At 62.6% G+C, this 24,126-nt stretch carries 23 protein-coding genes, 1 tRNA gene and 1 other RNA gene; 10 read left to right on the forward strand and 15 right to left on the reverse strand.

Annotation, left to right across the window (positions count from 1 at the left end; all coding sequences use genetic code 11):
- Positions 1-3 precede the first annotated feature (3 nt).
- From HYR72_26860 to HYR72_26885, 6 genes are all read left to right on the forward strand, one after another.
- Positions 4-1,752 (forward strand): DNA primase, encoded by a 1,749-nt coding sequence (locus HYR72_26860; GenBank protein ID MBI1818622.1) that lies wholly within the window; start codon positions 4-6, stop codon positions 1,750-1,752.
- A gap of 128 nt (positions 1,753-1,880) precedes the next feature.
- Complete coding sequence (locus HYR72_26865; GenBank protein MBI1818623.1) at positions 1,881-2,075, forward strand: hypothetical protein; 195 nt, start codon at positions 1,881-1,883, stop codon at positions 2,073-2,075.
- A gap of 10 nt (positions 2,076-2,085) precedes the next feature.
- A tRNA-Ile gene (locus HYR72_26870) sits at positions 2,086-2,160 on the forward strand.
- Positions 2,160-2,945: a hypothetical protein gene (locus HYR72_26875; GenBank protein ID MBI1818624.1), complete on the forward strand. Its 786-nt coding sequence runs from the start codon at positions 2,160-2,162 to the stop codon at positions 2,943-2,945. Before HYR72_26870 ends, HYR72_26875 begins: the two co-directional genes overlap by 1 nt.
- 31 nt (positions 2,946-2,976) lie before the next feature.
- Positions 2,977-3,344: RNase P RNA component class A (rnpB, locus tag HYR72_26880), an RNA gene on the forward strand.
- Between the two features lie 223 nt (positions 3,345-3,567).
- Positions 3,568-3,897 carry a zf-TFIIB domain-containing protein gene (locus tag HYR72_26885; GenBank protein MBI1818625.1) on the forward strand — a complete coding sequence of 110 codons (330 nt, stop codon included), beginning with the start codon at positions 3,568-3,570 and terminating at the stop codon, positions 3,895-3,897.
- A gap of 17 nt (positions 3,898-3,914) precedes the next feature.
- On the opposite strand, the gene HYR72_26890 is transcribed toward HYR72_26885, so the two are convergent.
- The 6 genes from HYR72_26890 to HYR72_26915 form a co-directional block, all read right to left on the reverse strand.
- Complete coding sequence (locus tag HYR72_26890) at positions 3,915-5,810, reverse strand: hypothetical protein (protein ID MBI1818626.1); 1,896 nt, start codon at positions 5,808-5,810, stop codon at positions 3,915-3,917.
- 184 nt (positions 5,811-5,994) lie between these two features.
- The gene (locus HYR72_26895) at positions 5,995-7,305 is read right to left on the reverse strand and encodes a DUF1329 domain-containing protein (GenBank protein MBI1818627.1); all 1,311 of its coding nucleotides are present in this window, start codon (positions 7,303-7,305) and stop codon (positions 5,995-5,997) included.
- Positions 7,306-7,466: 161 nt separating this feature from the next.
- A complete protein-coding gene (locus tag HYR72_26900) occupies positions 7,467-8,780 on the reverse strand; it encodes a DUF1329 domain-containing protein (protein MBI1818628.1) in 1,314 nt (437 codons plus the stop codon).
- 64 nt (positions 8,781-8,844) lie between these two features.
- Positions 8,845-11,460, reverse strand: a complete 2,616-nt coding sequence (locus HYR72_26905; GenBank protein ID MBI1818629.1) for an MMPL family transporter — start codon at positions 11,458-11,460, stop codon at positions 8,845-8,847.
- A 28-nt stretch (positions 11,461-11,488) separates the two neighbouring features.
- A complete protein-coding gene (locus HYR72_26910) occupies positions 11,489-12,508 on the reverse strand; it encodes a hypothetical protein (protein MBI1818630.1) in 1,020 nt (339 codons plus the stop codon).
- 32 nt (positions 12,509-12,540) lie between these two features.
- Positions 12,541-14,373, reverse strand: coding sequence for a hypothetical protein (locus HYR72_26915; protein ID MBI1818631.1), 1,833 nt, complete (start codon positions 14,371-14,373; stop codon positions 12,541-12,543).
- Between the two features lie 211 nt (positions 14,374-14,584).
- Here HYR72_26915 and HYR72_26920 point away from each other — a divergent pair, with 211 nt between their 5' ends.
- A complete protein-coding gene (locus HYR72_26920; protein MBI1818632.1) occupies positions 14,585-15,799 on the forward strand; it encodes a hypothetical protein in 1,215 nt (404 codons plus the stop codon).
- A 42-nt stretch (positions 15,800-15,841) separates the two neighbouring features.
- Here the strand turns inward: HYR72_26920 and HYR72_26925 are convergent, their stop codons facing one another.
- Complete coding sequence (locus HYR72_26925; GenBank protein ID MBI1818633.1) at positions 15,842-16,384, reverse strand: ATP-binding protein; 543 nt, start codon at positions 16,382-16,384, stop codon at positions 15,842-15,844.
- Positions 16,385-16,401: 17 nt separating this feature from the next.
- On the opposite strand from HYR72_26925, the gene HYR72_26930 reads away from it, so the two are divergent.
- Together HYR72_26930 and HYR72_26935 are read left to right on the forward strand one after the other, a co-directional pair.
- Positions 16,402-16,764, forward strand: a complete 363-nt coding sequence (locus HYR72_26930) for a helix-turn-helix domain-containing protein (GenBank protein ID MBI1818634.1) — start codon at positions 16,402-16,404, stop codon at positions 16,762-16,764.
- A gap of 281 nt (positions 16,765-17,045) precedes the next feature.
- Complete coding sequence (locus HYR72_26935; GenBank protein MBI1818635.1) at positions 17,046-17,450, forward strand: hypothetical protein; 405 nt, start codon at positions 17,046-17,048, stop codon at positions 17,448-17,450.
- A gap of 197 nt (positions 17,451-17,647) precedes the next feature.
- On the opposite strand, the gene HYR72_26940 is transcribed toward HYR72_26935, so the two are convergent.
- Positions 17,648-18,406: a collagen-like protein gene (locus tag HYR72_26940; GenBank protein MBI1818636.1), complete on the reverse strand. Its 759-nt coding sequence runs from the start codon at positions 18,404-18,406 to the stop codon at positions 17,648-17,650.
- Positions 18,407-18,772: 366 nt separating this feature from the next.
- Between HYR72_26940 and HYR72_26945 the strand changes: the two genes are divergently transcribed.
- A complete protein-coding gene (locus HYR72_26945) occupies positions 18,773-19,477 on the forward strand; it encodes a cupin domain-containing protein (GenBank protein ID MBI1818637.1) in 705 nt (234 codons plus the stop codon).
- A gap of 27 nt (positions 19,478-19,504) precedes the next feature.
- On the opposite strand, the gene HYR72_26950 is transcribed toward HYR72_26945, so the two are convergent.
- The 7 genes from HYR72_26950 to HYR72_26980 all read right to left on the reverse strand — a co-directional run bounded on the left by HYR72_26950 (position 19,505) and on the right by HYR72_26980 (position 23,640).
- Positions 19,505-19,732 carry a YHYH domain-containing protein gene (locus HYR72_26950; protein MBI1818638.1) on the reverse strand — a complete coding sequence of 76 codons (228 nt, stop codon included), beginning with the start codon at positions 19,730-19,732 and terminating at the stop codon, positions 19,505-19,507.
- A 161-nt stretch (positions 19,733-19,893) separates the two neighbouring features.
- Entirely contained in the window at positions 19,894-20,256 is a 363-nt protein-coding gene (locus HYR72_26955) for a hypothetical protein (GenBank protein MBI1818639.1), read from the reverse strand.
- Positions 20,234-21,112, reverse strand: a complete 879-nt coding sequence (locus HYR72_26960) for a hypothetical protein (protein MBI1818640.1) — start codon at positions 21,110-21,112, stop codon at positions 20,234-20,236. The genes HYR72_26955 and HYR72_26960 overlap by 23 nt, the downstream gene beginning before the upstream one ends.
- A 47-nt stretch (positions 21,113-21,159) precedes the next feature.
- Positions 21,160-22,563, reverse strand: coding sequence for a CehA/McbA family metallohydrolase (locus HYR72_26965; GenBank protein ID MBI1818641.1), 1,404 nt, complete (start codon positions 22,561-22,563; stop codon positions 21,160-21,162).
- Between the two features lie 156 nt (positions 22,564-22,719).
- On the reverse strand, positions 22,720-22,884 hold the full coding sequence (locus HYR72_26970; protein ID MBI1818642.1) for a hypothetical protein: 165 nt from the start codon (positions 22,882-22,884) through the stop codon (positions 22,720-22,722).
- Between the two features lie 99 nt (positions 22,885-22,983).
- The gene (locus HYR72_26975) at positions 22,984-23,325 is read right to left on the reverse strand and encodes a hypothetical protein (protein ID MBI1818643.1); all 342 of its coding nucleotides are present in this window, start codon (positions 23,323-23,325) and stop codon (positions 22,984-22,986) included.
- Between the two features lie 129 nt (positions 23,326-23,454).
- Complete coding sequence (locus tag HYR72_26980) at positions 23,455-23,640, reverse strand: hypothetical protein (GenBank protein MBI1818644.1); 186 nt, start codon at positions 23,638-23,640, stop codon at positions 23,455-23,457.
- Positions 23,641-24,126: the final 486 nt, after the last annotated feature.

Below are 24,126 nucleotides of genomic sequence, written 5' to 3' on the forward strand. Positions count from 1 at the left end.
TCTATGGCTGGGAAGATCCCCGACGATACAATCCAGGCAATCCGCGACCGGGTGAGTATCGTCGAGGTCGTCTCCAGCTATGTCGCGCTGAAGAAGGCCGGGCGGAACCATCTCGGCTTGTGTCCCTTCCACAATGAGAAGACGCCATCGTTCACGGTGAACGAAGAGCGCGGGTTGTTCCACTGCTTCGGCTGCGGCGTCGGCGGCACGGTCTTCACCTTCGTGATGAAGATGGAGCGGGAAGATTTTCCCGGAGCGGTGGCGAACCTAGCGCGGCGTGCGGGCGTGGCGCTGCCGGAGCGGCGCGACAGCGATCCCGGCGCTCAGCGGCGCGAACGATTGGTGGCGATCAACACCTTTGCCGCTGACTTCTTCCGTCAGATGTTGGTGAGCCCAGACGGCGAGCGGACGCGCCGCTATTTGACGACTCGGGGTGTGGCGCCGGCGATTGCCGAGCGCTTCGGTCTTGGCTTCGCGCCGGCCACCGGGAGCGCGTTGGCGCGCGCGATCGCCAGCAAGCACCTCGACACCGCGCTGGCAATCGAACTCGGACTGCTCGGTCGTGCGAACGACGGCCGCATCTACGATCGCTTCCGCGGCCGCCTGATGTTCCCGATCCGTCACGGTGACGGCCGGGTGATTGCGTTCGGTGGCCGCATTCTCGACGGCGAGGGGCCGAAGTATCTCAACTCTCCCGAATCGGTGCTGTTCCACAAAGGCGAGGGATTGTACGGGCTGTTTGAAGCCCGGCAGGCGATTCGCGATGTCGATCGCGTGGTGTTGGTCGAGGGCTATCTCGACGCATTGGCGTTGGTGCAAGCGGGGATCGCGCACACGGTGGCGACACTCGGCACGGCGCTCACCGTCGCGCAGTTGCGTTTGTTGCGCCGCTTCACCAGCACCGTAATCGCGTTCTTCGACGGCGATGCCGCGGGTCAGAAGGCGGCGGAGCGCGCCTTCGGCATATCGGCGGAGGCCGGCGTGTGGGCATTGGGGGCGTTCTTGCCGGGCGGAGTGGACCCGGACCTGTTCGTGCGCAAGCAAGGCGTCGAAGCGACGCAACAATTGCTGCGCGATGCGAGCCCACTGGCCGAGTTCTACTTGTCACGCGTGGATCCTGGCCCGCAGGCGCCGCTGCCGGCGCGTGCGCGGGCGGCAGCGGACGTGGCGCGCGTACTCGCATTGGTCACGGATCCGTTCACCTACGACCTGCTGGTACGGCAAGCGGCGGAGCGACTGGGCGTGACCGAGCAAGCGTTGCGAAAGCCGGCGGTAGTGCCGCGACCGCAGCCCAGCAATCGTCCAACCCCGTCGGCCAAGGTTGTTGCACTGCCCGCCGAGGAGACGTTGCTGATCGAGGCGATGGCGATGGATCGTGAGGTCGCGCAGTGGGTCGAGCAGCAGGCGGTGCTCGACAAGTTCCGCCATCAGGAACTCATCGACGCCGGGCAAACGATCCTGCGGGCCTGGCGCGAAGGACACGACCCTGCCGCTCTGGTCGACGCGTTGCCGCACGCGATTGCGCAGCGCTTGACGGCGTCGTCGCTGAGTGAGGGGTCGATGGCGATGGAGCATCGCATGAAGACTGCCGAAGACTGCGTGGCACGGATCGAACGCCGCGCGCAGCGAGCCTTGGCGGGCACGGTCACCGCTGAATTGCGGCAGGCCGAGCGTCAAGGCGACGATGCGCGCTGGCGGGAACAATTGGAGCGGCGCAACCAGCTGCTGCGTAGAGAAGGGGGCGGCGCGTGAGTCTCGTCGGTCGTGGATTGCGACGCATCGGGGCGTCGCATCTGGTGCTGGTGTCGGAGCCGTGGTCAGCCACGGCAGTGCCGCACTTCGCCGCGAATCTGCGGCTGAGCGCCGGCGTCGCCTTGGCGATGCTGACGCCGCGCGAGCAAGAGGTGTTGCGGTTGCGCTTTGGAATCGGCGACGCGGGCGCCCACACGCCCGTCGAGGTCGCTGAGCGCCTGCAGATTACGCGCGCACGGATTCGACAGATCGAAGCAAACGCGCTACGAAAGTTGCGACACCCCAGCCGGAATCGGCGAGTTCACGGGGTGGGTCTGGGATAGCGTGATCGACGGGCCCATAGCTCAGACTGGTCAGAGCCGCCGGCTCATAACCGGTAGGTCCCAGGTTCGAATCCTGGTGGGCCCATGACCATAGAGAAGGAAGGGACAAGAGCGTTGGAGCAACAAGCCGAAGCAGAATCAGAAGTGGAGCGGTTAGCCAGCCTACAAGAACTCGATCGACACCTGCGCGACAAAGTTGAAACGCTCGCAACCCTGGAACGCGAAGTCGCCGCGATGGAAGTGGAGCTGGCCACGCATCGGGAAGGGGTAACCGCGGCGCGGGTACAGCGTGACGCGCGCGACCGGGAGCGACGCGAATCGGAAGCGCGGTTGGAAGACGAGGAGTCCAAGATGAAGGACCGGCGCATGCGGCTCAACCGCGTGCGCAACGAGAAGGAGCTGGGTGCGCTTCGCCGCGAGATCGAAGTCGGCAAAGAAGCGAATCAGCAACTCGAAACCGAGGTGTTTGCGCTGCTGCAGGCGGTCGAAACTCTCGACGCCGCGCTCGTCGAACGCGAGGGTGCGCTGGCGGCGGTGGAGGAGAAGGCGGCGACGTTGCTGGTTGGCCACCGCGATCGCATCGCGGCACTCACCGGTGAAGTGGACGGTGAACGCAACGCACGTGATCGGGTCGCCAACTCGCTCGGCACCGAACTGCGTGGCAAGTATGAACAGATTTTGGCTCGCCGTGGGGCGACGGCGGTGGTCAGTGTGCGCAACGGGACGTGCCAGGGATGCCACTTGCACATTCCGCCGCAGTTCTTCAACGAGCTGCAGAAGAGCCGATCGATACGGCTGTGCCCGAATTGCCATCGCATCCTCATCTGGCGACCGGAGCCGCCGGCAGAGGCGTCGCGGACCGCGCGCTAACAGAGATCAACGGAGTTCAGTGTGGTGGGCCGGAGAGGATCAAGCGGTCGCTCGCTGTTGCACTGGCGACGGCGAGAGGAAAGTCCGGACTCCGCAGGGCAGGGTGGCCGCTAACGGCGGCCCCGAGTGATCGGGGGAAAGTGCCACAGAAAGGAGACGGCCCCGGCGCGCAAGCGACGGGGAGTCGGTGAAACGGTGGGCTCGCCCCACCAGCGGCGATGGAAACCTCGCCGCTCGGCAAACCCCACCCGGAGCAAGACCAACAGGAGGGTTGCGTTGCCCGCGCTGACCCTCGGGTATGTCGCTCGAGCCGGTTGGCAACAACCGGCCCAGAGGAATGACCGCTGCCCACCGCGTTAACGGTGGGAACAGAATCCGGCTTATCGATCCTCTCCGGCCCACTTGATCGCGCTGCGGCGTGCACACCGAACAACGATGTGCATGCCGCGGCGCTTACGTTGACAATCTCTCCAGCCGCCATTACGCTTTCGGCGCATGCAGCCGACCCCGTGGATCACGACACCGACTGGCGCACCGCGGCCGCGAATGGCATCGGATGCGATGACGGCAGACCCGGCGTACGGTGCACTCTGAACGCGAACGAGGTGGAGATCGAGACACTATGGACGAGAAGGATCGACTCGGAAACAAGCTGCGTGAGGCGGAGAAGGGGCGCGAGGATCAGTTCTTCGCGCAGCGGGATCGCGAACTACTCGCGAAGCTCAAGAGCGCCAAGGCGGATGAGGCCGACGCTGCCTTGACGGACGCGGTACGCATGCGCTGCCCCAAGTGTGGCAACCGATTGCATCAGGCGACCCGCCACGATGTCACCGCGGATGAATGCCGGTCGTGTCACGGCATCTGGTTGGATCACAATGAACTGGAACGGCTGGCTGAGCGCGAGCGCGAAGGCTGGGTGGTCCGCTGGCTGCGGAGCATCACGCAGCTGTGAGCGAATCAGCCGCGTGGCTATGGGTTGAGCGGAACCACGCGGACGATGATCTGCGCCCGTGGCCCCACGTGGGCGGATCGGTCGCGCAACTGCACCGTGACCAAGGTATCGCCGGTGGCGAAACCGAACCGGCGCGCGATCTGACCGCAGTACTGCGTGCTCGAGGTCCGGTTTACAAAGTGAGACATTCCGTCCGAGAATACCGTGCAGGCATCGATCGCCCCGCGCGATCCGGGAACGCCGTCCCCCGTCAGGAATCGACACCCGAAGTCATTGAGGCGGTCGGAGATCTCTTGCGTGACATCGAAGCTGGGCGGGTTCACCGCGGGTACGCCGCCGATCACAGGTAGCGAGTTGTCGCACACCGCGGGGCTGCCATCGCCGAGCGGCTGAGTGACCTGAATCTGCAGATCGGGACGCGTCGTGGGGTCGCTCGGATCCGACGCGAACGCCGACATGCCGACCAGTGCCCTGCTGTCTCCTGGTTTACCTTCGACGACGATGCTGAAACCGAAGCCGAGGTGCCGCTGATAAATCGGAATCCCGTCAGTGGTGGTGCCACTCGGCGGCATGACGGTGTCGTCGGAATTGACCACACCAAAATATGTGACCACTGGTCCGCTGCCGGCGATGGCGGTCGCGGTAGCGCTGGGCGTCAGCGTGCGAGTGCGCGTCGGTGTCCGCGTGGCCGTAAATTGCGGAGTCGGGCTAAACGTTGGCGTGCGCGTGGACGGCAGACTGTTCGTCGCGGTGAGGGTCGCCGTTGGCGTTGGCGGTGAGGTGCGCGTGCGTGTCGCAGTGGCGAGCTCGGTCGTGCCGGTGCGCGTCGGCGTGTTGCTCGCGATCGGCGTGCGCGACGCGGTCGCGGAGGGCGTGCCCGACGGCGTCGCGGTGCGGGTGAGCGTTGCCGACGCGGGCGTTCGCGACGGTGATGCGGTTGCGACCGTGCCGGTCACGGTCGGTGTCGATGAGTTCGACGTTGTGGGCGTTGCGGAGGCGGTCGTGGTGGCCGACCGTGTCGGCGTGCGACTCGCGGGCCGCGTGGCCGTGATCGTCGCAGTGCGCGTGGCAGTCGGTGGTTCGGTTGCGATCGGCGTCGGTGTTCGCGTTGCGGTGCGCGTGGCGGTGGGGGCGCTGCCGACTTGCACGACGATGCGCTGCACCGGGCCCGCCTGACCGTCACCATCCACCAGTTGCACCGTCAGGAGCGTTCGCCCGCCGGGAAACTGGCGGAGCGCTTCGACTTGGAGACAGAACTGGGTTTGCGTTGCGCCGCCAATCCAATCGGGGTTGCCGAATTGGTTGAGTGTACAGGCCGTCGCGCGTGCGGTGCTGACGAGGAAGCCGCAGGCGAAGGCGCGCAACGCTTGATCGATACTCGCGCCCGCTCCGAAATCCACGGGATCGATCGGTCGAACGGTGCCGGGGCAGCGATCGAAGCTTCCGTTGCCCAACGTGTGCTCGCTCTCGATTTGCAGATCGGGGCGGCCGATGAGCGGCTCGACGGTGCGACCGACCGCGTTGCCGTTACTCCCAGTCGTGCCTTCGACCACCAGTTTGAACCCGACGCCGACGGGCCGCTGAAAGACCGGCACGCCGTCTTCCGTCGTCGCGATCGGTTGCGTCGGATCACCGGCGGCGCTGGCGAGGCCGAAGAAGGTGACCACCGGCCCGTTCGCCGGCGGTCCGCCAAGTAGGCGCAGCAGCGCCGGCAGATCCGCGGCGCTGACGACTCCATCGCCGTTGACGTCCGCGTCAGGGCAGGTGACCGGGCCGACAAAATTCGCGATCAAGGCAGCAATATCCGCGCTATCGAGCCGGTTGTCACAATTCGCGTCCCCCGGCAACGCGGCGGGCGCGGCAGCGACGACGGTGATCGATAGCAACAGGGCGGCAATCAGGGCGCGGAACATCCGACCAAGCAGAAACTCATTTGATCGCCGAGACTGAGGAGACAACCACACCACGCATCCAACCACGTTCGTTCGCGCTTTCGTTCGTGCCCTGTCGGCGACAGAGCGCGACACCCTAGCGAGTCGCGCGGCGTTCGTCTAGTGGATTGCGAGCGGGGCGCGGGCCCCGCTCGCTCGAACGAAATCAGTCGGACATGTGCGTCAGATGGTGCAGCGTGAAGTGGTCGTCGTCGAACTTGCTCTCAATGAACTGTGAGCTGTAACGCCCCGCCAGGCACGAGCGATTGGTCTTGTCGTTCACGCCCACGACCATGTTCTGGGTCACGGTCTTGAAACTGCCGTCTTCATTCTGCGACCAGTGGTAGGCGCACATCGCGTTGTAGAAATACTCGCCGGCGCGGTTGTGGACCAGCTTCCAATAGATGCGGTACATGTCCTTGTCCATGTACATGATGACCTTGCCGAAGTTGTAGTAGGGATCATCGGATTCGCCTTCGATGATCCACACCGGCCGAGGGACCATCGCGAGGTTTTCCACGATCAGCCACGGTACACCTTTGCTGCCGGGAGTCTCGTAGCCACCCTTGAAGTAGGGGATCTGCACCTCAGAGCGTGTTTCGCTGACTTTCTTCTGCGCCAGCGGATACGGGCTCAGCACCGGGGCCAGGATGTTGCCCTCGCCGATTAGCTTCCACTTGTAGTATTCGACCTTGCCCGCGTAGCAATAGAGATCGTCACCGAAGATGTCCAAGCCCGCGACGGGGTCCGAGCGCGTAGCCGCGTTGACGCGGCGGACACGACGCGTGGAGGGCACATAGAACCAAGACTGATCCTGCGAGGTCCAATCGTTGATCCGTTTCGTCAGCCCGCCGACGCCGTCGACATCCTGCGGCTCCAGCACGCTGGACATGCTGGTGTCGCGCAGGCCCTCGGGATTGGGCAGCGGCCCGGCAGAACGGCCGAGGAAGGCGTTGACGTGGAGCCATACCTTGAGGCGTTTGAACTCCCCGCTGCCGTCGATGCCATTGAGCGTGAACGTCGCCCCTTGGCCGTTTCCCATCGAGTTGGATGCCGAGAAGTTCCACGCCATTTTGCAGGCGGCGTTGGGATCAGCCTTGTCGATTTTCGGGAACGGATAGCCGAAGTAGAACTCCGGCACCTTGCCGGTCCTCACGTCCTTGAGGCCGCAGGTTGCGGCATCGACGTCGAACTTTCCGTCGTTACCTTCGCTCGCGCTCCAGAACGCCTTCGAGTAATTCTGCTTGAACTTGTCGGGATCGACGGGGACGACTTTGTACCAGTACTGGCCGTCCTTCACGCGCTTGAGGATGGCGTCGGGCAGCAGCCCCTCACCTTGTTGCCAATTGTTGCTATCGAGGATCCAAGACTTGCCTTCGTCTTCGGCGATCGCCGCGCGTGCGGCGAACGTGATGGTGAGCGCCGTCGCTCCGAGCCCGATCGCTAGCGCGACACCCCTCAGACTTCGTCGGATCATGGCCACCTCCTCGGCGTTGAGATGGGCGCATTGTCCTGCCGTCCGCTTCTCCGTGTCAAGAGCGAAGTGAGGGTTCAATCGCCGCAGCGAAGGATCCCAAACGCAACGAGGGCGGGGAGTCACTCCCCGCCCTCGTTGGAGGTCCTGCGCCGCGTCGGCGCTCAGTCCGACATGTGGGTCAGGTGATGCAGTGTGAAGTGATCGTCCTCGTACTTGCTTTCGATGAACTGTGAACTGTAGCGCCCGCCGAGAGCGGCACGATTGGTCTTGTCGTTGACGCCGACTACCATGTTGGGGGTGACGGTGCTGAAGCTGCCGTCGGCGCTCCGCGACCAGTGGTAGGCGCACATCGCGTTGTAGAAGTATTCGCCGGCGCGGTTGTGCACTAGCTTCCAGTAGATGCGGTACATGTCCTTGTCCATGTACATGATGACCTTGCCGAAGTTGTAGTAGGGATCATCGGACTGACCCTCGAGGATCCACACCGGGCGCGGCACCATCGAGAGATTCTCCACGATGAGCCAGGGAACGCCTTTGCTGCCGGGCGTTTCGTAACCGGCCTTGAAGTACGGGATATCCACTTCGATCCGAGTGTCGCTGATTTTCTTCTGCGCGAGCGGATATGGGCTGAGCACCGGAGCGAGCACGTTGCCTTCGCCGACCAGCTTCCATTTGTAGTATTCGATCTTGCCGGAGTAGCAGTTCACGTCGTCGCCGAAGATGTCGAGTCCGGCCACCGGATCCGATCGGGTCGCGGCATTCACGCGGCGCACGCGCCGCGTCGAGGGCACGTAGAACCATGACTGGTCCTGCGAGGTCCAATCGTTGATCCGTTTACCCAAGCCGCCGACGCCATCGACATCCTGCGGTTCGAGCACGTTCGACATGCTGGTGCTGCGCAGGTTCTCCGGATTCGGGAGCGGTCCCGCGGAGCGGCCGAGATACGACATGCCGTGCAGCCACAGCTTGAGGCGTTTGAATTCGCCGCTGCCGTCGACGCCGTTGAGCGTGAACGTCGCCCCTTGGCCGTTGCCCATCGAGTTGGCGGCCTCGAAATTCCACCCCATCTTGCAGGCGGCGTTGGGATCACCCTTGTCGATCTTGGGGAACGGATAGCCGAAGTAGAAGTCCGGCATCTTGCCCGTCTTCAAGTCCTTGAGACCACAGGTGGCGGCATCGACGTCGAACTTGCCGTCATTGCCTTCGCTCGCGGCCCAGAACGCCTTGGAGTAATTCTGCTTGAACTTGTCGGGATCAACCGGCACGACCTTGTACCAGTAGTCACCTTTTTTCACGCGCTCGAGGACGACGGGTGGGAGCAGACCGTCGCCCTGCTGCCAATTGTTGCTGTCCAAGACCCAGGATTTACCCTCGTCTTCGGCGATTGCTGACGGGACGCCGATTGCGCTGAAGCTCAGCGCGGTGGTCGCGAGTAGTGCCGCGCCCGCGACTCTCCAAATTTTTCTCCCGATCATTTTAGAGATCCTCCTTCTGTTGCATTCGAATCGAGTTTCGCGCCTCTCGTTGAGTTGAGTCAAGCTAGCTAGCGAGGGCCGTTGCCGGCGGAACGCTCTGCGAGGTAACCGGCTTGCGGTCGAGTAGGAAACGCGGCCGTGTGACTTTGACGAGCGAGGGGACGACGATCAACGCACCAAACTTGTTGAAGGTCATCAGCAGCGAGAGCAGCAGGCCCATCTCGGCCAGGAACTTGAGGTCGGAGAGCCAGAAGAAGCCGGTGCCCGCGATCATGGTCGTCCCGGTGAAGATGATGGCTTTGCCGGTGGTGGCGGTGGCGTAGTCAACGGCCTCGTCGAGATCGCCGAGTTCGTCGAACGTGTCGACCATCCGGCTCATGTGGTACATGCCATAGTCCACGCCCACTCCGGCGCCCGCCGCGGCGATCGGCAATGAGTTCACGTTCAAGTCGATGTGCATGAGCACCATGAACGCCTCGGACGCGAGCTGCGAGAGCACGACCGGAATCATCAAGATCAGTGCCGCGAACAGGGAGCCGTAGCAGAGGTACAGGCAGAAGTAGACGACACCGAAGATGAGCACGAGATTCGTCCAGTACGAGTGCTCGACGGCTTCGTTCACGGCCGCCAGGATGCCGAAGAGGCCGCCCGCGAATTTGAACTCGACGTCGTCGGTCTTCATCTCCGCGGCGAAGTGCCGCCCGCGCTCGATCGAGTTCATCACGACGTCGTGCGAGTACCCGCGGAACAGCGTGAGCACGGTCCCGTAGCGTCCGGTTGGATCCATGAATCGATCGAGATCGCCGGCCGACGCGCCGTTGGTGAATACGTAAAACAGTTGGCCGATCTCCTTCGGCTTCTCCGGAATCAGCCCCCACTTGGGGTCGCCGTCACGGTAGAGACGCGTCAGTTGCTTCACGATATCGATGATCGTGACGGAGCCGCTGGCACCCTCGGCGCCGCGCATGTGCTCGGCAAACTCCTCGATGGCCGTCAACGGGGCGATGTTCTTCATGCCGTCCGGCTTTTTCGTGTCGGCGATCACGATAAGCTGACTGGCGCCGAGAAATTTTTCGTTCAACTTTTGGAACGCGACGTTGTAGGGATGCTCCTTGAAGAGCAGTGCGGCGCCGGGCGTCATATCGCCGACCTTGAGTTGCAACCCGAAGATCGGGAAGATGAAGAACAGCGCCCCAGCGAGCGCGATCACCGCCCAGCGGCGTGGTCCCATGCTGGCATTGATGACCCACTTGGTCCAGGAAACGTAGGCGTTCTCGCAAAACACAAGCCAGTACCACGCCAGTACGGGTGTGGTGAGTAGAAATGCTACCAGCGACGACGCCACCAGGCCGGCCGAGTGCAGAGCGATGGCGCCACCGCATACGGAAAAAACGACGATGCGCGCAATCCAGATGCTGAAGGGCTGGGCGTACTGCTTGTGCTGGACGGCTTCTAGCGGCGGATTGATGTAGGAGAGAATGATCGGGTGGAGGGTGACCACGCTGATGAAGATGGAGATGACCCAGAAACTGGCGAAGATGGCGGTCTTCTGAATCAGTGGAATCGGCGCAACGGCGATGACGAGCAGGCCGATGCCGTCGGTCGCGATCCCGGACATCGCGGGCTCGAACAAATGTTGGTACGACACGACGATCGCCTCGTGTCGATTTTTCAGACGATAGAACTCCTCGTGGTACCGATCCATCGACTGTACCGAGTGGCTGAGGGCGCGGGCGGTGAGGAAGATCGGGATCACTAGCACCAGCGGATCGAAGTTGAAGCCCAACCAGGCGGCGATGCCCAATCCCCAGACGCTCGAGAGTACCCCTGAGAAGATCGGCACCCAGATGCCTGTCCATGTCCGGAAGTACGAGTAGAGGAGGAAGGCGAGCGTCAGGATGGTCAGCCCGAAAATATACATCAGCTGCGTGACGTACTGCAGCACCGACGTGTACAGCCACGGGAAGCCGGTGATGTAGATGGTGTGATTGGCGTCGTCCTCCTGAGTCTTCAGCTCCGCCATGCGGGCATAGAGCTCGCGGAAGTCCAACGCCTCTTCCCAAAACCCAGCGTGCACCACCAATGCGGTGTCATCGAGCGAGGCGAAGATGCCGCGGATGCCCTTGTTCTGGTAGACGGCGAACTTCACGCGATCGGCATCGGCTTGGGTTTGTGGAACCCCGGGGTAAAAGACGGGACGAATCTCGACGCCGCCCTCGCGCGCGCTGACGCTGGTAATGCGCGGGTGGGCGATGGACAGAATCTGGTACGGCACCACGCCCTTGCTGTTGATGATGTACTTGGTGATGCGGTCGAGTTTCTGCAGCGTCGCCGGATTGTAGACGTCCCCATTCTTCACTTCGAGGATGACGCTGAGGATGTTGGCGCTGCCGAACATCTTGCGGAAGTCGCGGTAAATCTGGATGTACGGATTGGGGCCGGGATTGAGGATGGCCCGACCCACGCAACTCGGGATGCCACCCCCTTGCTCGCGACAATCACTCCAGGCGTCGGCGGCCGTCCGGTACTTCGGATACAGATCGAAGAAATCGACATTGAGCCGCATGTATTGCAGTTGCCAGGCGAACGCCAAGGTCAACGCGGTCGTGGCGATCACGACCAAGCCGCGGTACTTGAGCAGAAAGCGCAGATACAATTCGATCCATTTTTGCGGGATCATTGAACATCCTCCCCTGGCGACCCGTGCGCTACATCTTGCGCAGCGGAGTGAACGAGACGCGGTCTGTCGCCAGCATCGAGCCTTGCGCACCTACAATGAAACCGCGTCCATCCGGTGTCAAACTCACCCCGCGAAACCACGTGCCCGCGAACTGAATCGGCACGTCGACCAGGTTCCACGTTACGCCAGCATCTTTGCTGGCGAGTAGGTACCCGCTGTCGCCGATCGCCCAGCCGTAGTCGCCACTGACGCTGAGCGTATAGAGCGAGAGCGTGAAGCCGGGGCGCGTCGGCACCTTCACCGTCTCCCAGGTCGTGCCGCCGTCTTGCGTGCGCAGCATCACTGCCGACAGGCCGACGCACCAGCCGTGCAGCGCGTCGTTGAATGTCACGCCGAACAGTGTGCTCTGCACCGGGCCCTTTTGAGCGGCCCAAGTGAGGCCGCCGTCGGTTGTGGTCAGGATCACACCGAACTCACCAACGATCCACGCCCGTTCGGGCGTGGGAAAACTCACGTCGTAGAAAAGGATGTCGCCGGGTGCCACGGTTTCAGCCACATCTTCCGGCAACGGGATCTGCTCGGGTACCGCAATCTTGGTCCACGTAACACCAGCGTCTTGCGTACGGACGATCATGCCGGCATCGCCGACCGCGAGGCCGGTAGCGGGGGAACTGAACGCCACCGACACCAGATTCCGATCGGTGCCGCTGGTCTGCTGCTGCCACGTGCGGCCTCCGTCGGGTGAGCGATAGATGATCCCCGACTTGCCGACAACCACGAGGGTCTTGTCAGGGAAACACGCGATGCTGAGAAAGGCACGCGTGGTGCCGGCATCGAGTCGTTCGAAGCTCTTGCCGCCGTCGGTCGTGTAGAAAATACGGCCGCGATCACCGATCACCCAACCTTCTTGCGGAGTGAGAAAACAGGCACCGAACAGATTGGGCCGAATATCCGCCGGGTCGACTTTCTCTGCCGAGCGCGCGGCGATGACGGGGAATGCCCACGCAACGATGCCGGCGCAGGCCGCGGCCACGATGAATCGTTTCACGATGTGATTCTCCTATGTACGGTGCGAGTCCCTTAGATCGCGTATTCAAACTGGAACAAGACGTTGTCGCGATCGCGCAGCAAACTCACCCCGCTGTTGCCCTTGAGCGTACCGGCGTCGATGACGCTGTAGCTCATCGAGAACCGCCACGGGTCGTGGGTGTACTCGATCGACGGCTGGTACACGAACGAGCCGCTCCAATCGTAGAAGAACAAGAAGCCGGGATTGACCGTCCCGCTGCGGTAGCTGGTCCCGATGAACAGCGTCTGCAAAATCTGGTTGGTGTCTTGGCGGACGAAAACTGGGTCGACGTTGCCGAGTGATGCACCGTTGGCGCTGATGAACTGGTTCTTCTGAGGGACAGGCAGCACCTCTCCACTGAGTATACTGCTCCCAGGGATGGTTTTGGTTGGCGCCGCGTTGATCAGGTATTTGTAGAAAACCTGGGTCGAGAAGAAGAACGTTTGATTCGGATTGAGGAAGCGAATGTACTGGTTCACATCAGCGCCCAGGACGTAGTTGAGCGACTGGCCGAGGTCGCGACCGCCGGTAGTGGCGCCGGGCTTGCCGGTGATGGGGTTGGTGCCTTGTGCGCCGATGCCATGAAAGATAAACGGGTCGAGCCCCTCCTGGGTGAAACGCGGCTCAGAGTTGAAGTACGCGATCTCGGACCGTATCACACTGTATAGCTTCTCGACGGCGAAGGTGGTGGAGAGCCCCGAGACCTGGACCAGCGGCGCGGTCAGGTTGGCGTGTGCGGAGTACCCATCGGGAGCGGTAGCGTCTTTACCGGCTGGGAAGGTCCTCTGAACGTTGACCTGCAGGGCGGGGACGTCGAAATAGGTGTAGTAGTGCGCCGCGCTGAAGGTCGCGTCGAACATGGTCCAGTACAGCCGCCCACCGCCCCTAATGTGATTGAAGGTACGCGCAGGGGTGTTTTGGATTGTCAGGGTGGTCGCACTCGGCTTGCCGAGGTTGGGCAAGGTCCACGGCGACCCTGCGGGCGTCCCAGGGGAGAAGCCAACCTTGTTGTCGATGGCACCGTACGCGTGGAACGCCATCTCGGTAACCGGTCCGAAATCACCGATGCGGTACTCCATGCGCAGCATGTCTAGCGGGACGCGGCGCTCGTCGAGCGAGATGAGGAAGCCGCCGAAGCTGCTGTCGATAGGATTGATCTGGTCGAGGAGACGAAAGCCGTCGGTTTCGCCCCAAGACCATATTTGCCGCCCGAAGCGCACGAACAGGTTGCCGACCGATCCTTCGAGAGTTGCCTGGAACAAGCGTTCGCGGTTCGAGGCGACTTGGCGCAGGTGTCGGCGTGCGGCCGGAGCGTCCACGACACGTTGGCAGTCCCTCCCATTGGGCGCTACGCCCGGAGGGCAGGGTTCTGAGCCAAGCGGAATGGGGTTGTCTGCGATGTTGCCGCCGGCGCCGGTCGTGAACTGGTCGGCCGTACTGTACTCACGCGGACCGAAATCATAGACGCCGTCGTACTCTCCGCGGAAGGTCGCGTGTTGCTTGAGGTCCCGGATCGTGAATGGAAGGTAATGCAACATCTCGAACGGGCCGACCCCCTCCTTGACCAACCGACTCAGATCGTGGTCCAGCTCGGCCTCGATGTATGCGCGGTTCTGCCGCACATGCCCGGACGCTGAGAAGGGAAACGTCTCGGTTGTCGCGACGCCTGGGATGACCGATTTACTCGTATCTTGGGTTCCGACTCGCGCGTTGACGTACGTCCGCACGCCCAGCTTCAGGTCGCCATCTTTGTCGAGCGACACCGCTTGCGTCCGCGTCGGCAGACCGATAAGCGTGCACACGAAGAACACAAACCCGCACACCGCCAGCTTGCGCTGCATCATAGGGATCCTCCTCTCTCGCTCCGCGACAGCCTCTGTGACACCCAATGGGCAGACTTTCACCCGCGGCTCCTCTATGCGAGGCCGTCTCTTCTTGTCAAGCAATTTCTGTCTTTTGGCTACCGCAATTCGCGTCGCGATAGTCTCGGCGGCCGTTTTCGGCGCCCCGTTGGCCGGCCACTGTGCGTGGGCCGCGAACCCTGGCATAGAGGCGTTGCCGCCCGAACGATTCGGCGACGTCGTTCGCCTCGAGGGGAACGAGCTGGTCTCGTTCCACGGCACGCCGTCGGACCGACTCGCGCTGTTTGCCTGCGAAGCGAGCTGTGCGCCGATTCCCTGGCAGCTCGATGAACGCGACGCCGCCGGCAGGCTGGTACTCGATCAGGGACCTGAGCCCACAGCCGACGATCCACCGGGTGTGCTCGATGCCAACGACGTGGTGTTGTTCATGGCGAGCGATGCCGGTGTGCGCGCCGACCGGTTCTCGATTGGAATTCCCGGAGCGACCGCAAGCGTGGAGATCGAAGTGCGTGATCCGCGCACCGCACGCCGGCGTTGGGTATACCTGTTGCGCTTCGAACGATCGGCACCGCGGTCGTCGCGATCGTATGTCGCCTACGATCCCACCGCGGATCGGATTACGGGCGCGCGTGTAGCGCTGGGCTTCGCGCACGGCACGCCGCGCTTCCTCGGGCTTGTTGGCGGGCAATCCTCGTCGTCATCGTCCAACAACTTACTCGATCGGATGAAGATTCGCGCCACGGCGCGCTTTCTCTGGGGACTGATCAGCGTCACCCGCACTGAGGACGACGTGCAGACCCAGCCGGTGGCGTGGCGCCAGGGGCCGATCCGAGTCATCCGCCGACAGCGGCTGTGGATTCGCCTCGGATGGGGATTGCGCACGCCGATCTTCGGATCGGACACGTACTTCTATCGCGACTTTGCCGAGCTGCCGGTGGCCTTGCATCTCAACTTTCCACCTCATCTGTTGTTCACGGACGTGACCATCCGCGCTGCGCTCGATTTCCGCAATCTCAATGGTTGGGAGCTGCAAACGGCGGCGACACCGAGCCGCATCCGCATCGATGGCCGCATGACGGCCGACAAGCTGACGCTCGCCCACCAATCCGGGGACTGGTTTGCGTTGCACGGACCTGACCTGACGTTGGTGCAAGTGCTGGCGCTCAGCCCCTCGCTCAGCACCGTCCGCCGGCAGCTCTTCTATCGCGAGAGCCGAGACCTCGCCGATCCGCCCGAAGCGGACCTCGGCGAGATGCCAGGTATCGGCTACTCCCTCACACAATGGGACGCCGTGAGTAGCGGCGACCACTGGTTTGCGTCGAACAGCTACGCCCTACCGCGCGACCTCGATGTCGCCGCGCTGATCGGTGCGTTGCAACAACCGTTGCAGGTCACGGTGCGACCGTGAATCCGCCGGGTGCCGCGCGCGGCGGCCGAACGGTCGCCTCGCTCAATGAAACGCGCGGTCGAGGCTGCGGTACTGAATCGCTTCGGCGACGTGCGAGGCGGCGATAGTGGCGGGCGCGCCGTCGAGATCGGCGATGGTGCGCGCGACTTTGAGGATGCGCGTGTACGCGCGCGCGCTCAAGCCGAGCTTGGCCATGGCGGTTTCCAGCAAGCGTTCCGCCGCCGGCTCGGGGGCGCACACTCGCTTCAAATCGCGCGATGCCATTTGCGCGTTGCAGTAGATACGGCGACCGGCGAAGCGCGCGAGCTGGATCTGTCGCGCCGCATCGACGCGCGCCCGCAGTGAGGCAGACGACTCGCCCAAAGCGCGATCGGCCAGTTCCTTGTATTTCACCGCGGGCACCTCGATTTGAATGTCGATGCGATCGAGCAATGGCCCCGAGATGCGTGCCCGATAGCGCTGGATCTGCGGAAGCGTGCAGGTGCACTCCTTCTGTGGATCACCATAGAAACCACAGGGGCATTCCTGCGTTGCCCTTTTGCAAGCTGAAACTGACGGCCAAGAAGCCTCACGCGGATTTGGCATGCAGAGAAGCACGCACCTTGGGCGACCACCTCCGCCGCAAGCGGATGCTGTTGGGACTCCGCCAGAGGGACGTAGCAACGATTCTTGCCATCTCGATTGCAACCCTCGAACGGTGGGAGCGGAACGAAACGCAGCCGAAGCCTTACCTGATCCCCCGGATCATCGACTTCCTGGGGTATGCTCCGTATGAGCCGCAGGACCGCTTTGGAAGCTGGCTCCTGATGGCTCGAAGGGCGTTGGGGCTTTCCCGGAAGCGGCTCGCTAAACGGCTCTCCGTGGACGAGAGCACCATTTTCCGGTGGGAGAGTGGCCGAGCGGGACCCCAAGCGGCTCTCTTGAGGCGATTGAGGGCTGTCCTGACTTCGGATGAGCACCGATAGTAGGCACCATCTCCCGGCCTCACAGAAGAATGCGAAAGCACTGCGACTTCCGCAGATCCTTCGAACGCGGTTTTCCGCCTCTTCTCTTTTACGGGGTCCGAGTGCGAGTAGAAACCGGCGTTCTCGTGTGGGTGCGGCTCGTCGTTGGACGAAGGGTATTAGTGGGGGTCAGTGTCCGGCTCGGCCGCCGTGTTCGAGTGCGCGTGAGGGTGGGTGTGGGCGTACGGCTGGGTGTGTAGGAACGGGTCACGGCAGGTGTACGCGTGCGAGTGGGGCGGCGAGTGAAGCTAGAAGTGGGCAGCGGAGTCGGTGTCCGAGTGGGCCGCCGACTTGGGGTGGACGTTTGGGTAGTCGTCGGTCTTCGCGTAGCGCTCGGTGTCTGCGTCGCCGTGCGAGTCGCCGTTCGCGTGACCGATGCGGTCGGCGTGCGGGTCGCAGTTCTGGTGAGGAACGAAGTCTGGGTGGCCGTCAATCGAGGGGTTCCGGTCGGTGTCGTGCTTCGCGTCGAAGTCTCCGAGGGCGTGACCGTCGATGTCCTCGCCGGAGAGTCGAAAGGCGAGGGCGTCGGTGTACCGCTCGGCGGAACCGTTGGCGATGCGGTCGCCATCTCCAATTCGTTCGGCGAGAGAAATCCCGCATTCAGAGTGAGGTCAGTCGCGAACGCGTCACCAACCGGTCCCGCTTGACCGACGGAGCTGAACAGAGAGAACGACGCGGAACTCTGCCGGCCGCCGGCGGAGTCGAGCGTCTGTCCTTGCAATCGGATGTCTTGGGCATACGCTCGTCCGATACTAGTGGCAACGAGCAGCTCAACCAGTACGAGCAACGATGTGAGAAGGCGCTTTGGGGGTGGCATTTTAGGGCGCTCAATCTGTGCACTCGGCTAACTCGGAGCACAGCACGTAAATTGGCAACTCGGGCAACTGCCTCCCGTACCGAAGCATGAGATTCGGCGCCAGCCGCCACCACACTGGGTGGCCCCGTTGCCGCAGTCGCCGCAGCTGCACGGCACGTTCAAGAAGGTGTGACACTCCCAACTCGGACCGGGTGGCCCCGAGGGCCCCTGCGCTCCAGCGGGCCCCGCTGGCCCTTGTGATCCGGAATCGCCCTTGTCGCCCTTAGCCCCCTTTTCTCCAGTGTCGCCCTTGTCTCCTTTTGCGCCTAGCGCGCCAGGCGGCCCGGCTGGGCCCGGGGAACCCGAGGGACCTGGGGGGCCGACGAACTGCGACGGAGAAAGTCCTCCCAACGTCTCGGCGTTCCTCGCTTCGAAGGCGTATCCGACACTCGTGATCCGCAGTCGTGGCTGGAGCACTTGAGGTGGGTTGACGAACGTTATCGGAGTAGCGACTACCGCAGTTTCCAGGAATCGCGAAGACTCCTGGAACAATGTCTGTGGCAAGGCCGTTGCGCTTCCGAGCTGGGTAGCAAACAGCCCGTCGCTCACGGCGACCGTCTGGGTCTCACTCCAGAGTTGGTTGCCACCGATTTCCTGATCGAAGATTCGGAATCGTAACTGGTAGAGACCGTCGGGAACGGAGGCGCTTGCTGCGTCGCTCAATCGCCCCTGATAGCTGATCACTGGGGGAATCTCCGAGTTTACCCGCGCCGCCATCAAGGCTATTCCTACGACGAGAGACATCATGACCGAGTGCTTAGGCCAATTTATGGTGAATGCCACCGCAGTGCTCCTTCCCGAGCGGGTTTCCCCACCGGCCACCTGCGGTCGACAGCTTCGTGCACCCGACCGTCCCTCCGCCCCTCTACGCGCTCAGATACGATCTATTATCTGAGCATAGCCATGACTCTGTCAACTGTGTTTCCTTACCAACATAGAAGGTGTATCTATAGAACAAATGTATGCACGATTGTTGATGCAAAGCTCGCTTGAAGCAGGCGATGGTGCGCTAGCCGCAAGGAGCGTTGCGGAAGGCGCCCGTTTTGGTGCATACCCTGCACCGAGGGGGGCTGAATGCAAGACAAAAGGGAACTCCGACGACGGGCGGGAGCTATGCTGCACGTCAGACGAAAGCAGCTGGGTCTATCTGAATCGGAAGTGGCCACCAGGGCCGGAGTCGACAAAACGACCGTCGGTCGCTGGGAGAAGGAGGTGAGCCTGGACGAACATCACGAGAGCATTCAGAAGGGGTACGGGTATTTCCACACGCGAGTCGTTAGTCGGGAAGCGGTGGAAAAATCCTACGACAACTGTGCGCACGATGCTGTCTCGGTAAAGTTACTAGGAGAGTTCAGAAGACCGGTGAGCGGGAAAGATGAGATGCGCATCACCGTAGCCGAATGGGGACTCCACGGAGCTCGCATGGAGCCCATGCTGATCACACTTGAGCCGGGTGCACTGTCCGTCGATGGACCGACGCCGCATCTGGGCGAGGAGATTCTCTACGTGCTTGACGGCAAGATCACAGTTGAGTTTGCAATGCACACGGACAGAATCACGGGTAGAACGGGAAAACCTCGCCCGAAGATTGTAGGAACGGGAGGTCTCGTTCACTTGCGCAGCGAGGTTCCGCATCGGCTCGTGAACGCAACGAAAAGTAGCGTGAGACTACTTATCATCAAGCACCCACCTGATCGCTATAGCAGATGCACGCTCGAGGAGGCGGCCAACCGTAGGAAGGCCGGAGGACGTGGCCCTGGTGATGACAGTAGTGCTACCAGCGGCGCCGTGGTGAGGAGTCGGGATCGGCCAAATTGAGTGGTAACGTCTTCCTGAGGCTACCGGCTACTTTGGCGTGACTCTGGCCTTCGACGTGTCGAGAGCCTTGAGCATCTCCTCCTTCGAACTGAAGGACTGACCGGCCAGCGAGCCACGGTGGCAGTGATACCCGCCCGCCTTGCGATTGTGGTGGCAGCCGTAGGCGTCGAGACCGCCACCGTGCGCTGAGGCGCGCGCGACGATGACCACGAGCAGTGCGGCCGTTGCCGCTGCAGCGAGAATAAATCCTTTCATATTGTGCGCCGCGATCGCGAGCCACTCAACATTGCTGAAGCATCCGTCGTCGAGCGCCTACTGGAAAGATTCGCCGGCGCTCCTGACGAGCGCTAGTCTCTGGTCTCGCCAACCGACGGCCCGTGCGAACGGGGACGAGGTCACCTATGGTGCAGCCTCCCTCACGAAACTTCCGCGATGACCGCGGGCGGAATGAGTCCCTCCGGCGCGGACGCGAGGATCGTGCGCTCGAAGTTGCGCGTCGCATCGCTCCGCCGCTCGACGCGGGCGCCCTCGACCCGTTCGACCACGCCGCGGTAGACCTGCCACGTCCGGCCTTCCGCAAGAAGGACGCAGCCGCGGTACCCGAGGGGCGGCGCGACCGGAAGGGTAAGATGGGTGGCGGGGAGCTTGTTCCACAAACCCTCAAGCTGCTCGCCGACGCTGCTCTCGACCGTCCAGGTTGGATCGGGACGGCCAGAAAAGGCATGTGCGCGGGCGCTCCACCTGGTCGGCGACGCGCTAGCTGATTTTGACGTGCCCATGCATGACGACCATGAAGGTGCAGAAGTCCGTGTAGGGTCCCCGGTCGGCCGTGCGCGGATCGGTGATCAGCTTGCCACTGTTGTCGAGGTTCGTCGCTGCCGTCCCACCGGGCTTGTGCGTCCAGTACCCGTTGCGTCCCTTGCGGTACCAGTGGAAGTCCGAGCCGGGCGCGATCACGAGGGCTGCCAAATGACCCTCCTTGGGGCACTTATTCTTAGCGCCGGGCGAGTCGATGAGGTCGTCTTTGATCGCCGCCGGACGCACGGAGGCGCAGGTGAGCGCCGTGTACATCGCCCCGGCTGCCTGACCGGGCTGGGCAAAGGTGTCGGAGCGGTAGTTGGTGGCGTAGTTGTAGCAGTTGTTGTTGAACTGTCGCTGCCCGCCGTCGTTCCACCAGGCCGGTTCGTAGAGCGGCGCGCACTGGCACCGCAGACGGACGGGGAAGATAGGCTTCTTCCACGGGGAGCGTTCGAGAAGATCCCGAACGCGACGGATCTCGTCGATCAGGAAGGGTGGAAACTTCGCCCCGAGTCCGAACTTGCCAAGGGGACCGGCACTGCCGCAGAGGAAATCCTCAAAGCCTTCATCGGCGGCCCGGTGAGCGAGGCGTGGACCGTAGAGACCGCTACCGAGTGTCCGGAACACCTTCGGGAGGCCGAGGGCCGGGGTGTCGCGCTGCTCGATCACGATGCCGCGGTAGCCGAGCGTGGACGGGGGAAGCCCTCGCTGCTCCGTTCGCGTGAGGCGAGGCCCCGGTTGCAGTCGCTCCAGGAGATCGCGAGCCTCGTTGTCCTTGAGCGTGATCGTGGGATTGGGACGGCCGCTGAAGATATCGATCGTTACCGTGAGTTCCATGCGGGCCTCCTCCTTTTTCTCTTCCGGTGCGCGCCCTGCGGTCAGGCTCACTTTCTCGGACACCCGGTGTGCTGGTTACGCCCCAGGCGCGCGGCCGGACCGGTGATGAGGTTCTCCGGCTTGATGCGCTGTGCATCCTTGCACTCGAGCGACACATGAAAGACGCTCGAGTTTTTGGACGCAACGAGCGTGCTCGTGTCCGCCTCGGTAACGGGAGCAGCGGGTGCCGCACCGTCCCCGTCGAACCAAATGGGTGCTGTCCACGCGTGATCGTCGCCCGCGTGCTCGTCAGACTGCGAGACTTTGAAGAAGACGTACTGTGCCCCACCGGTATACTTTACATCTTCGATCGAACGAGTGGCCCCTGCCGGCGTGTTGCCCTGGGTAGTGATGGTGTCGATCGCATCGGCCTCCGTGGCGCCGCCGATCGTGTCCGAAAAGATCTCGATCCGATACGTCGCGTTCGGTTCATCGTCGTCCGTGATCGAGTACTGGATGGTCAGCTCGCTGCCCACGGGCGGGGGTGGAATACGGTCCCCCATGAGGTGGCCGTTGACGTGGAAGACGATGCGCAAGTTCTTGTCGGCGGTGGCGTAGACGTGCCGTGCGCGCAGGGCAGCGAGAATATTCTCCTTCGTGAGCGCGTTGGCGATAACGGCGGTACGCGCATCCGTCACCGTGCCCCAGGTCTTGTAGTGATTGTCCTGATCCGCGGTGGGGGCTAGGTGGAACCCGAGATTGAGGTAGTGGAGGTAGTCAGACTCCATCGATTCGTCAGACGTCTGACCATTCGTCTTCGACATCGCCGGGCCATTCAAGATCTCGATGAGCCGCGCATGCGCGTCCATCTTCGCGATCCACTGTGCCGTGGAGTCGAAGTCATCCGCACCGTACGCAGTATCCTCGCACTTTTGGTGGCACTGCTTCGGGTGGTTGAACTCCAGGATCGCGATCTGCCCGGTCGAATCCAAGTGTGCCGGCAACCAGGTGTCTATCAGATCGCCAAACTCACCGTTTGCGACATCGATCACCTCGGGAACCTCGAAGACGTTCACGTGGTTGCCTTTGGAGATACTTGAAAACTCCTGGCCGTAGATGGCGACGAACGTGCCGTCCTTGGTGAATCTCTTGGCTGTGGGAATCAGCGCCGCCGGCTGCGGCCCCTTGTAGAGGCTTGGGTTGGTGGCGATGAGGATACCATCCTTGCGATCGGCGCTCGCTCCAGACTCCGCCTGCGCGTGGTTGTGCTCTGTGATGGCGAGGAAGTCGAGGTGCGCCACATCGCGGGCGCGTGTGTAGGCGTCCTCCGGTGTGCCAGAACCATCACTGTACTTGGTGTGGCTATGAAGGTTGCCAAAAAAGACACGCTCAGTTTGCGCGCGAGCGGCGCTGTGCGCCTGCGTGAGCAACGCGGTTGCGGCCAGTGCGACCCAGACGATTCGACAATGCATTGTCCCCTCCGTTCAGATTCTATTGACAGCGTTACCGCTCGGTCTTCGCATACAGGCAAGAGAAGAGATGCGGGGAAATTGTGAGGGGTGCGTATCGCGAGTAAGATGGCCGCGTCAATCGGGAAGAACCCTTAAGACCCCAGCTCCTCAAGAAACTCACGTGGCGTCGCCCGATGGCGGGACCACGACGCGCCGCAGCTCGTTGATTTCGTCCTGCAGCATACGGAGCGTATCGGTGTGGATGCTGAGCCGCCACACGAGGGCAAGGATTGCGACGGCCTCAATCGCGATCACGAGCCAGAGCGGCCAATGATCCTTCATCGTCGACCCGCTACCAGAAGCGTGCGACGTACACTATCGCGGTCAGGCACGCTGCGGCGACAATCGCCGCAACGACATCACGAATGACATTCTCCCGGTTCATCTGTCCAGTCTGGAACTCCGTAAGGGTGACAGCGTGCGTCGTGTCACTTCCACTTGGTCCGTTGCTTTCGCATCCTTGGTCGCCGGAGTGTCCTCGTTGGAAAACCATTGCCAGACGCGCGACCAGCTGTTCCAGATCAGATGGCCGTGCGTCCACTCGCGTTGATCCGGCCCCGGGCGGTGTGTTCTCACGCCCACCCAGGTCTGCCGGGACGCGATGTCGTAGATCGAATGTGGGGAGAGGCCGAACTCTTCGGCGAGGTCGTGCGCGGATTCACCGCGCGCGAGACGATCGCGGATAACCAACACTTGATCAGGAGTGACCTTTGCCCTCGGCATGTCGGCACCTGCGCGGCGCATTCTGATCGCGGATCGAGATGGGGACAAGACGCAAAGATGGTGGACGAAGAGCGCCGGAGTGGACGGCGCTACATCACGAAGCGATCCCGCCGCGCTCGTCGAAACGCGCTACGTGTCGGAGTTGAAGGACACCAACCACCGCACGGCTGGTGCCTCTTCGTCGAAGATCGCAACGTGCTCGATGGTGTCCTTGAGAAAAGTTTCCACCACGACCACGGACGCGCCTCGGGCTTCTAGCGTGGGCGCGTAGTACGCGATCGCTGAGAAGAGATCTGCGGCTCGTCGTGCCATCATCGTGAGCGCCCCGAAAGATGGGGAGTACGACTGGCTGCGATCAATCAGCAAGGGAGCCTTCGCGCCGGCCAGAAAGCGTTCAACCGTGCTGAGGAACTGCCCGGCCTCTTGCTCTGTCGCTTCGTGACCCGAACACTGTTGAAGGTGCAGAATGTGCTCGTCCCGCCACCACACAATGGCCGCAGCGGATCTGAAGATCTCAGTCTTCATATGGACGGGAGCAGCAACGACCTATCATCGGCCCGACGCGGCGTGGACGGCGCGTGGGCTAGGCATCTCATCGGAGAGGTCAGGCAGGCGGAAGTTACCGTGAGCGCCCCGAACCAGCGCGCCGTCCCGTCTACACCTGCGCACGAGACTCGGTCAAAAGCAAAGCCTTGACTCGACTGAATGAACGGCACTAAGCAGGTTCAGCGGCGCGGAAAGCTGCGGCTCGCTGGAGTACACATCTTGGCTGTTCCCGATCTTGACGCTGAAGCAACCCTG

The sequence above is a fragment of the Deltaproteobacteria bacterium genome, assembly GCA_016178705.1.
Taxonomy (GTDB): Bacteria; Desulfobacterota; Binatia; order HRBIN30; family JACQVA1; genus JACOST01.

Excerpts from the sequence above, each read along its gene's own strand:
- HYR72_26915 (MBI1818631.1), bottom strand. The coding sequence starts at position 14,373 with ATGATGCAGCGCAAGCTGGCGGTGTGCGGGTTTGTGTTCTTCGTGTGC.
- HYR72_26965 (MBI1818641.1), bottom strand. The coding sequence starts at position 22,563 with ATGCATTGTCGAATCGTCTGGGTCGCACTGGCCGCAACCGCGTTGCTC.
- HYR72_26945 (MBI1818637.1), top strand. The coding sequence starts at position 18,773 with ATGCTGCACGTCAGACGAAAGCAGCTGGGTCTATCTGAATCGGAAGTG.
- HYR72_26895 (MBI1818627.1), bottom strand. The coding sequence starts at position 7,305 with ATGATCCGACGAAGTCTGAGGGGTGTCGCGCTAGCGATCGGGCTCGGA.
- HYR72_26865 (MBI1818623.1), top strand. The coding sequence starts at position 1,881 with ATGCTGACGCCGCGCGAGCAAGAGGTGTTGCGGTTGCGCTTTGGAATC.
- HYR72_26975 (MBI1818643.1), bottom strand. The coding sequence starts at position 23,325 with ATGCCGAGGGCAAAGGTCACTCCTGATCAAGTGTTGGTTATCCGCGAT.
- HYR72_26900 (MBI1818628.1), bottom strand. The coding sequence starts at position 8,780 with ATGATCGGGAGAAAAATTTGGAGAGTCGCGGGCGCGGCACTACTCGCG.
- HYR72_26925 (MBI1818633.1), bottom strand. The coding sequence starts at position 16,384 with ATGCCAAATCCGCGTGAGGCTTCTTGGCCGTCAGTTTCAGCTTGCAAA.
- HYR72_26970 (MBI1818642.1), bottom strand. The coding sequence starts at position 22,884 with ATGAAGGATCATTGGCCGCTCTGGCTCGTGATCGCGATTGAGGCCGTC.
- HYR72_26905 (MBI1818629.1), bottom strand. The coding sequence starts at position 11,460 with ATGATCCCGCAAAAATGGATCGAATTGTATCTGCGCTTTCTGCTCAAG.
- HYR72_26950 (MBI1818638.1), bottom strand. The coding sequence starts at position 19,732 with ATGAAAGGATTTATTCTCGCTGCAGCGGCAACGGCCGCACTGCTCGTG.
- HYR72_26875 (MBI1818624.1), top strand. The coding sequence starts at position 2,160 with ATGACCATAGAGAAGGAAGGGACAAGAGCGTTGGAGCAACAAGCCGAA.
- HYR72_26940 (MBI1818636.1), bottom strand. The coding sequence starts at position 18,406 with ATGATGTCTCTCGTCGTAGGAATAGCCTTGATGGCGGCGCGGGTAAAC.
- HYR72_26980 (MBI1818644.1), bottom strand. The coding sequence starts at position 23,640 with ATGATGGCACGACGAGCCGCAGATCTCTTCTCAGCGATCGCGTACTAC.
- HYR72_26860 (MBI1818622.1), top strand. The coding sequence starts at position 4 with ATGGCTGGGAAGATCCCCGACGATACAATCCAGGCAATCCGCGACCGG.
- HYR72_26960 (MBI1818640.1), bottom strand. The coding sequence starts at position 21,112 with ATGGAACTCACGGTAACGATCGATATCTTCAGCGGCCGTCCCAATCCC.
- HYR72_26890 (MBI1818626.1), bottom strand. The coding sequence starts at position 5,810 with ATGTTCCGCGCCCTGATTGCCGCCCTGTTGCTATCGATCACCGTCGTC.
- HYR72_26885 (MBI1818625.1), top strand. The coding sequence starts at position 3,568 with ATGGACGAGAAGGATCGACTCGGAAACAAGCTGCGTGAGGCGGAGAAG.
- HYR72_26955 (MBI1818639.1), bottom strand. The coding sequence starts at position 20,256 with ATGGGCACGTCAAAATCAGCTAGCGCGTCGCCGACCAGGTGGAGCGCC.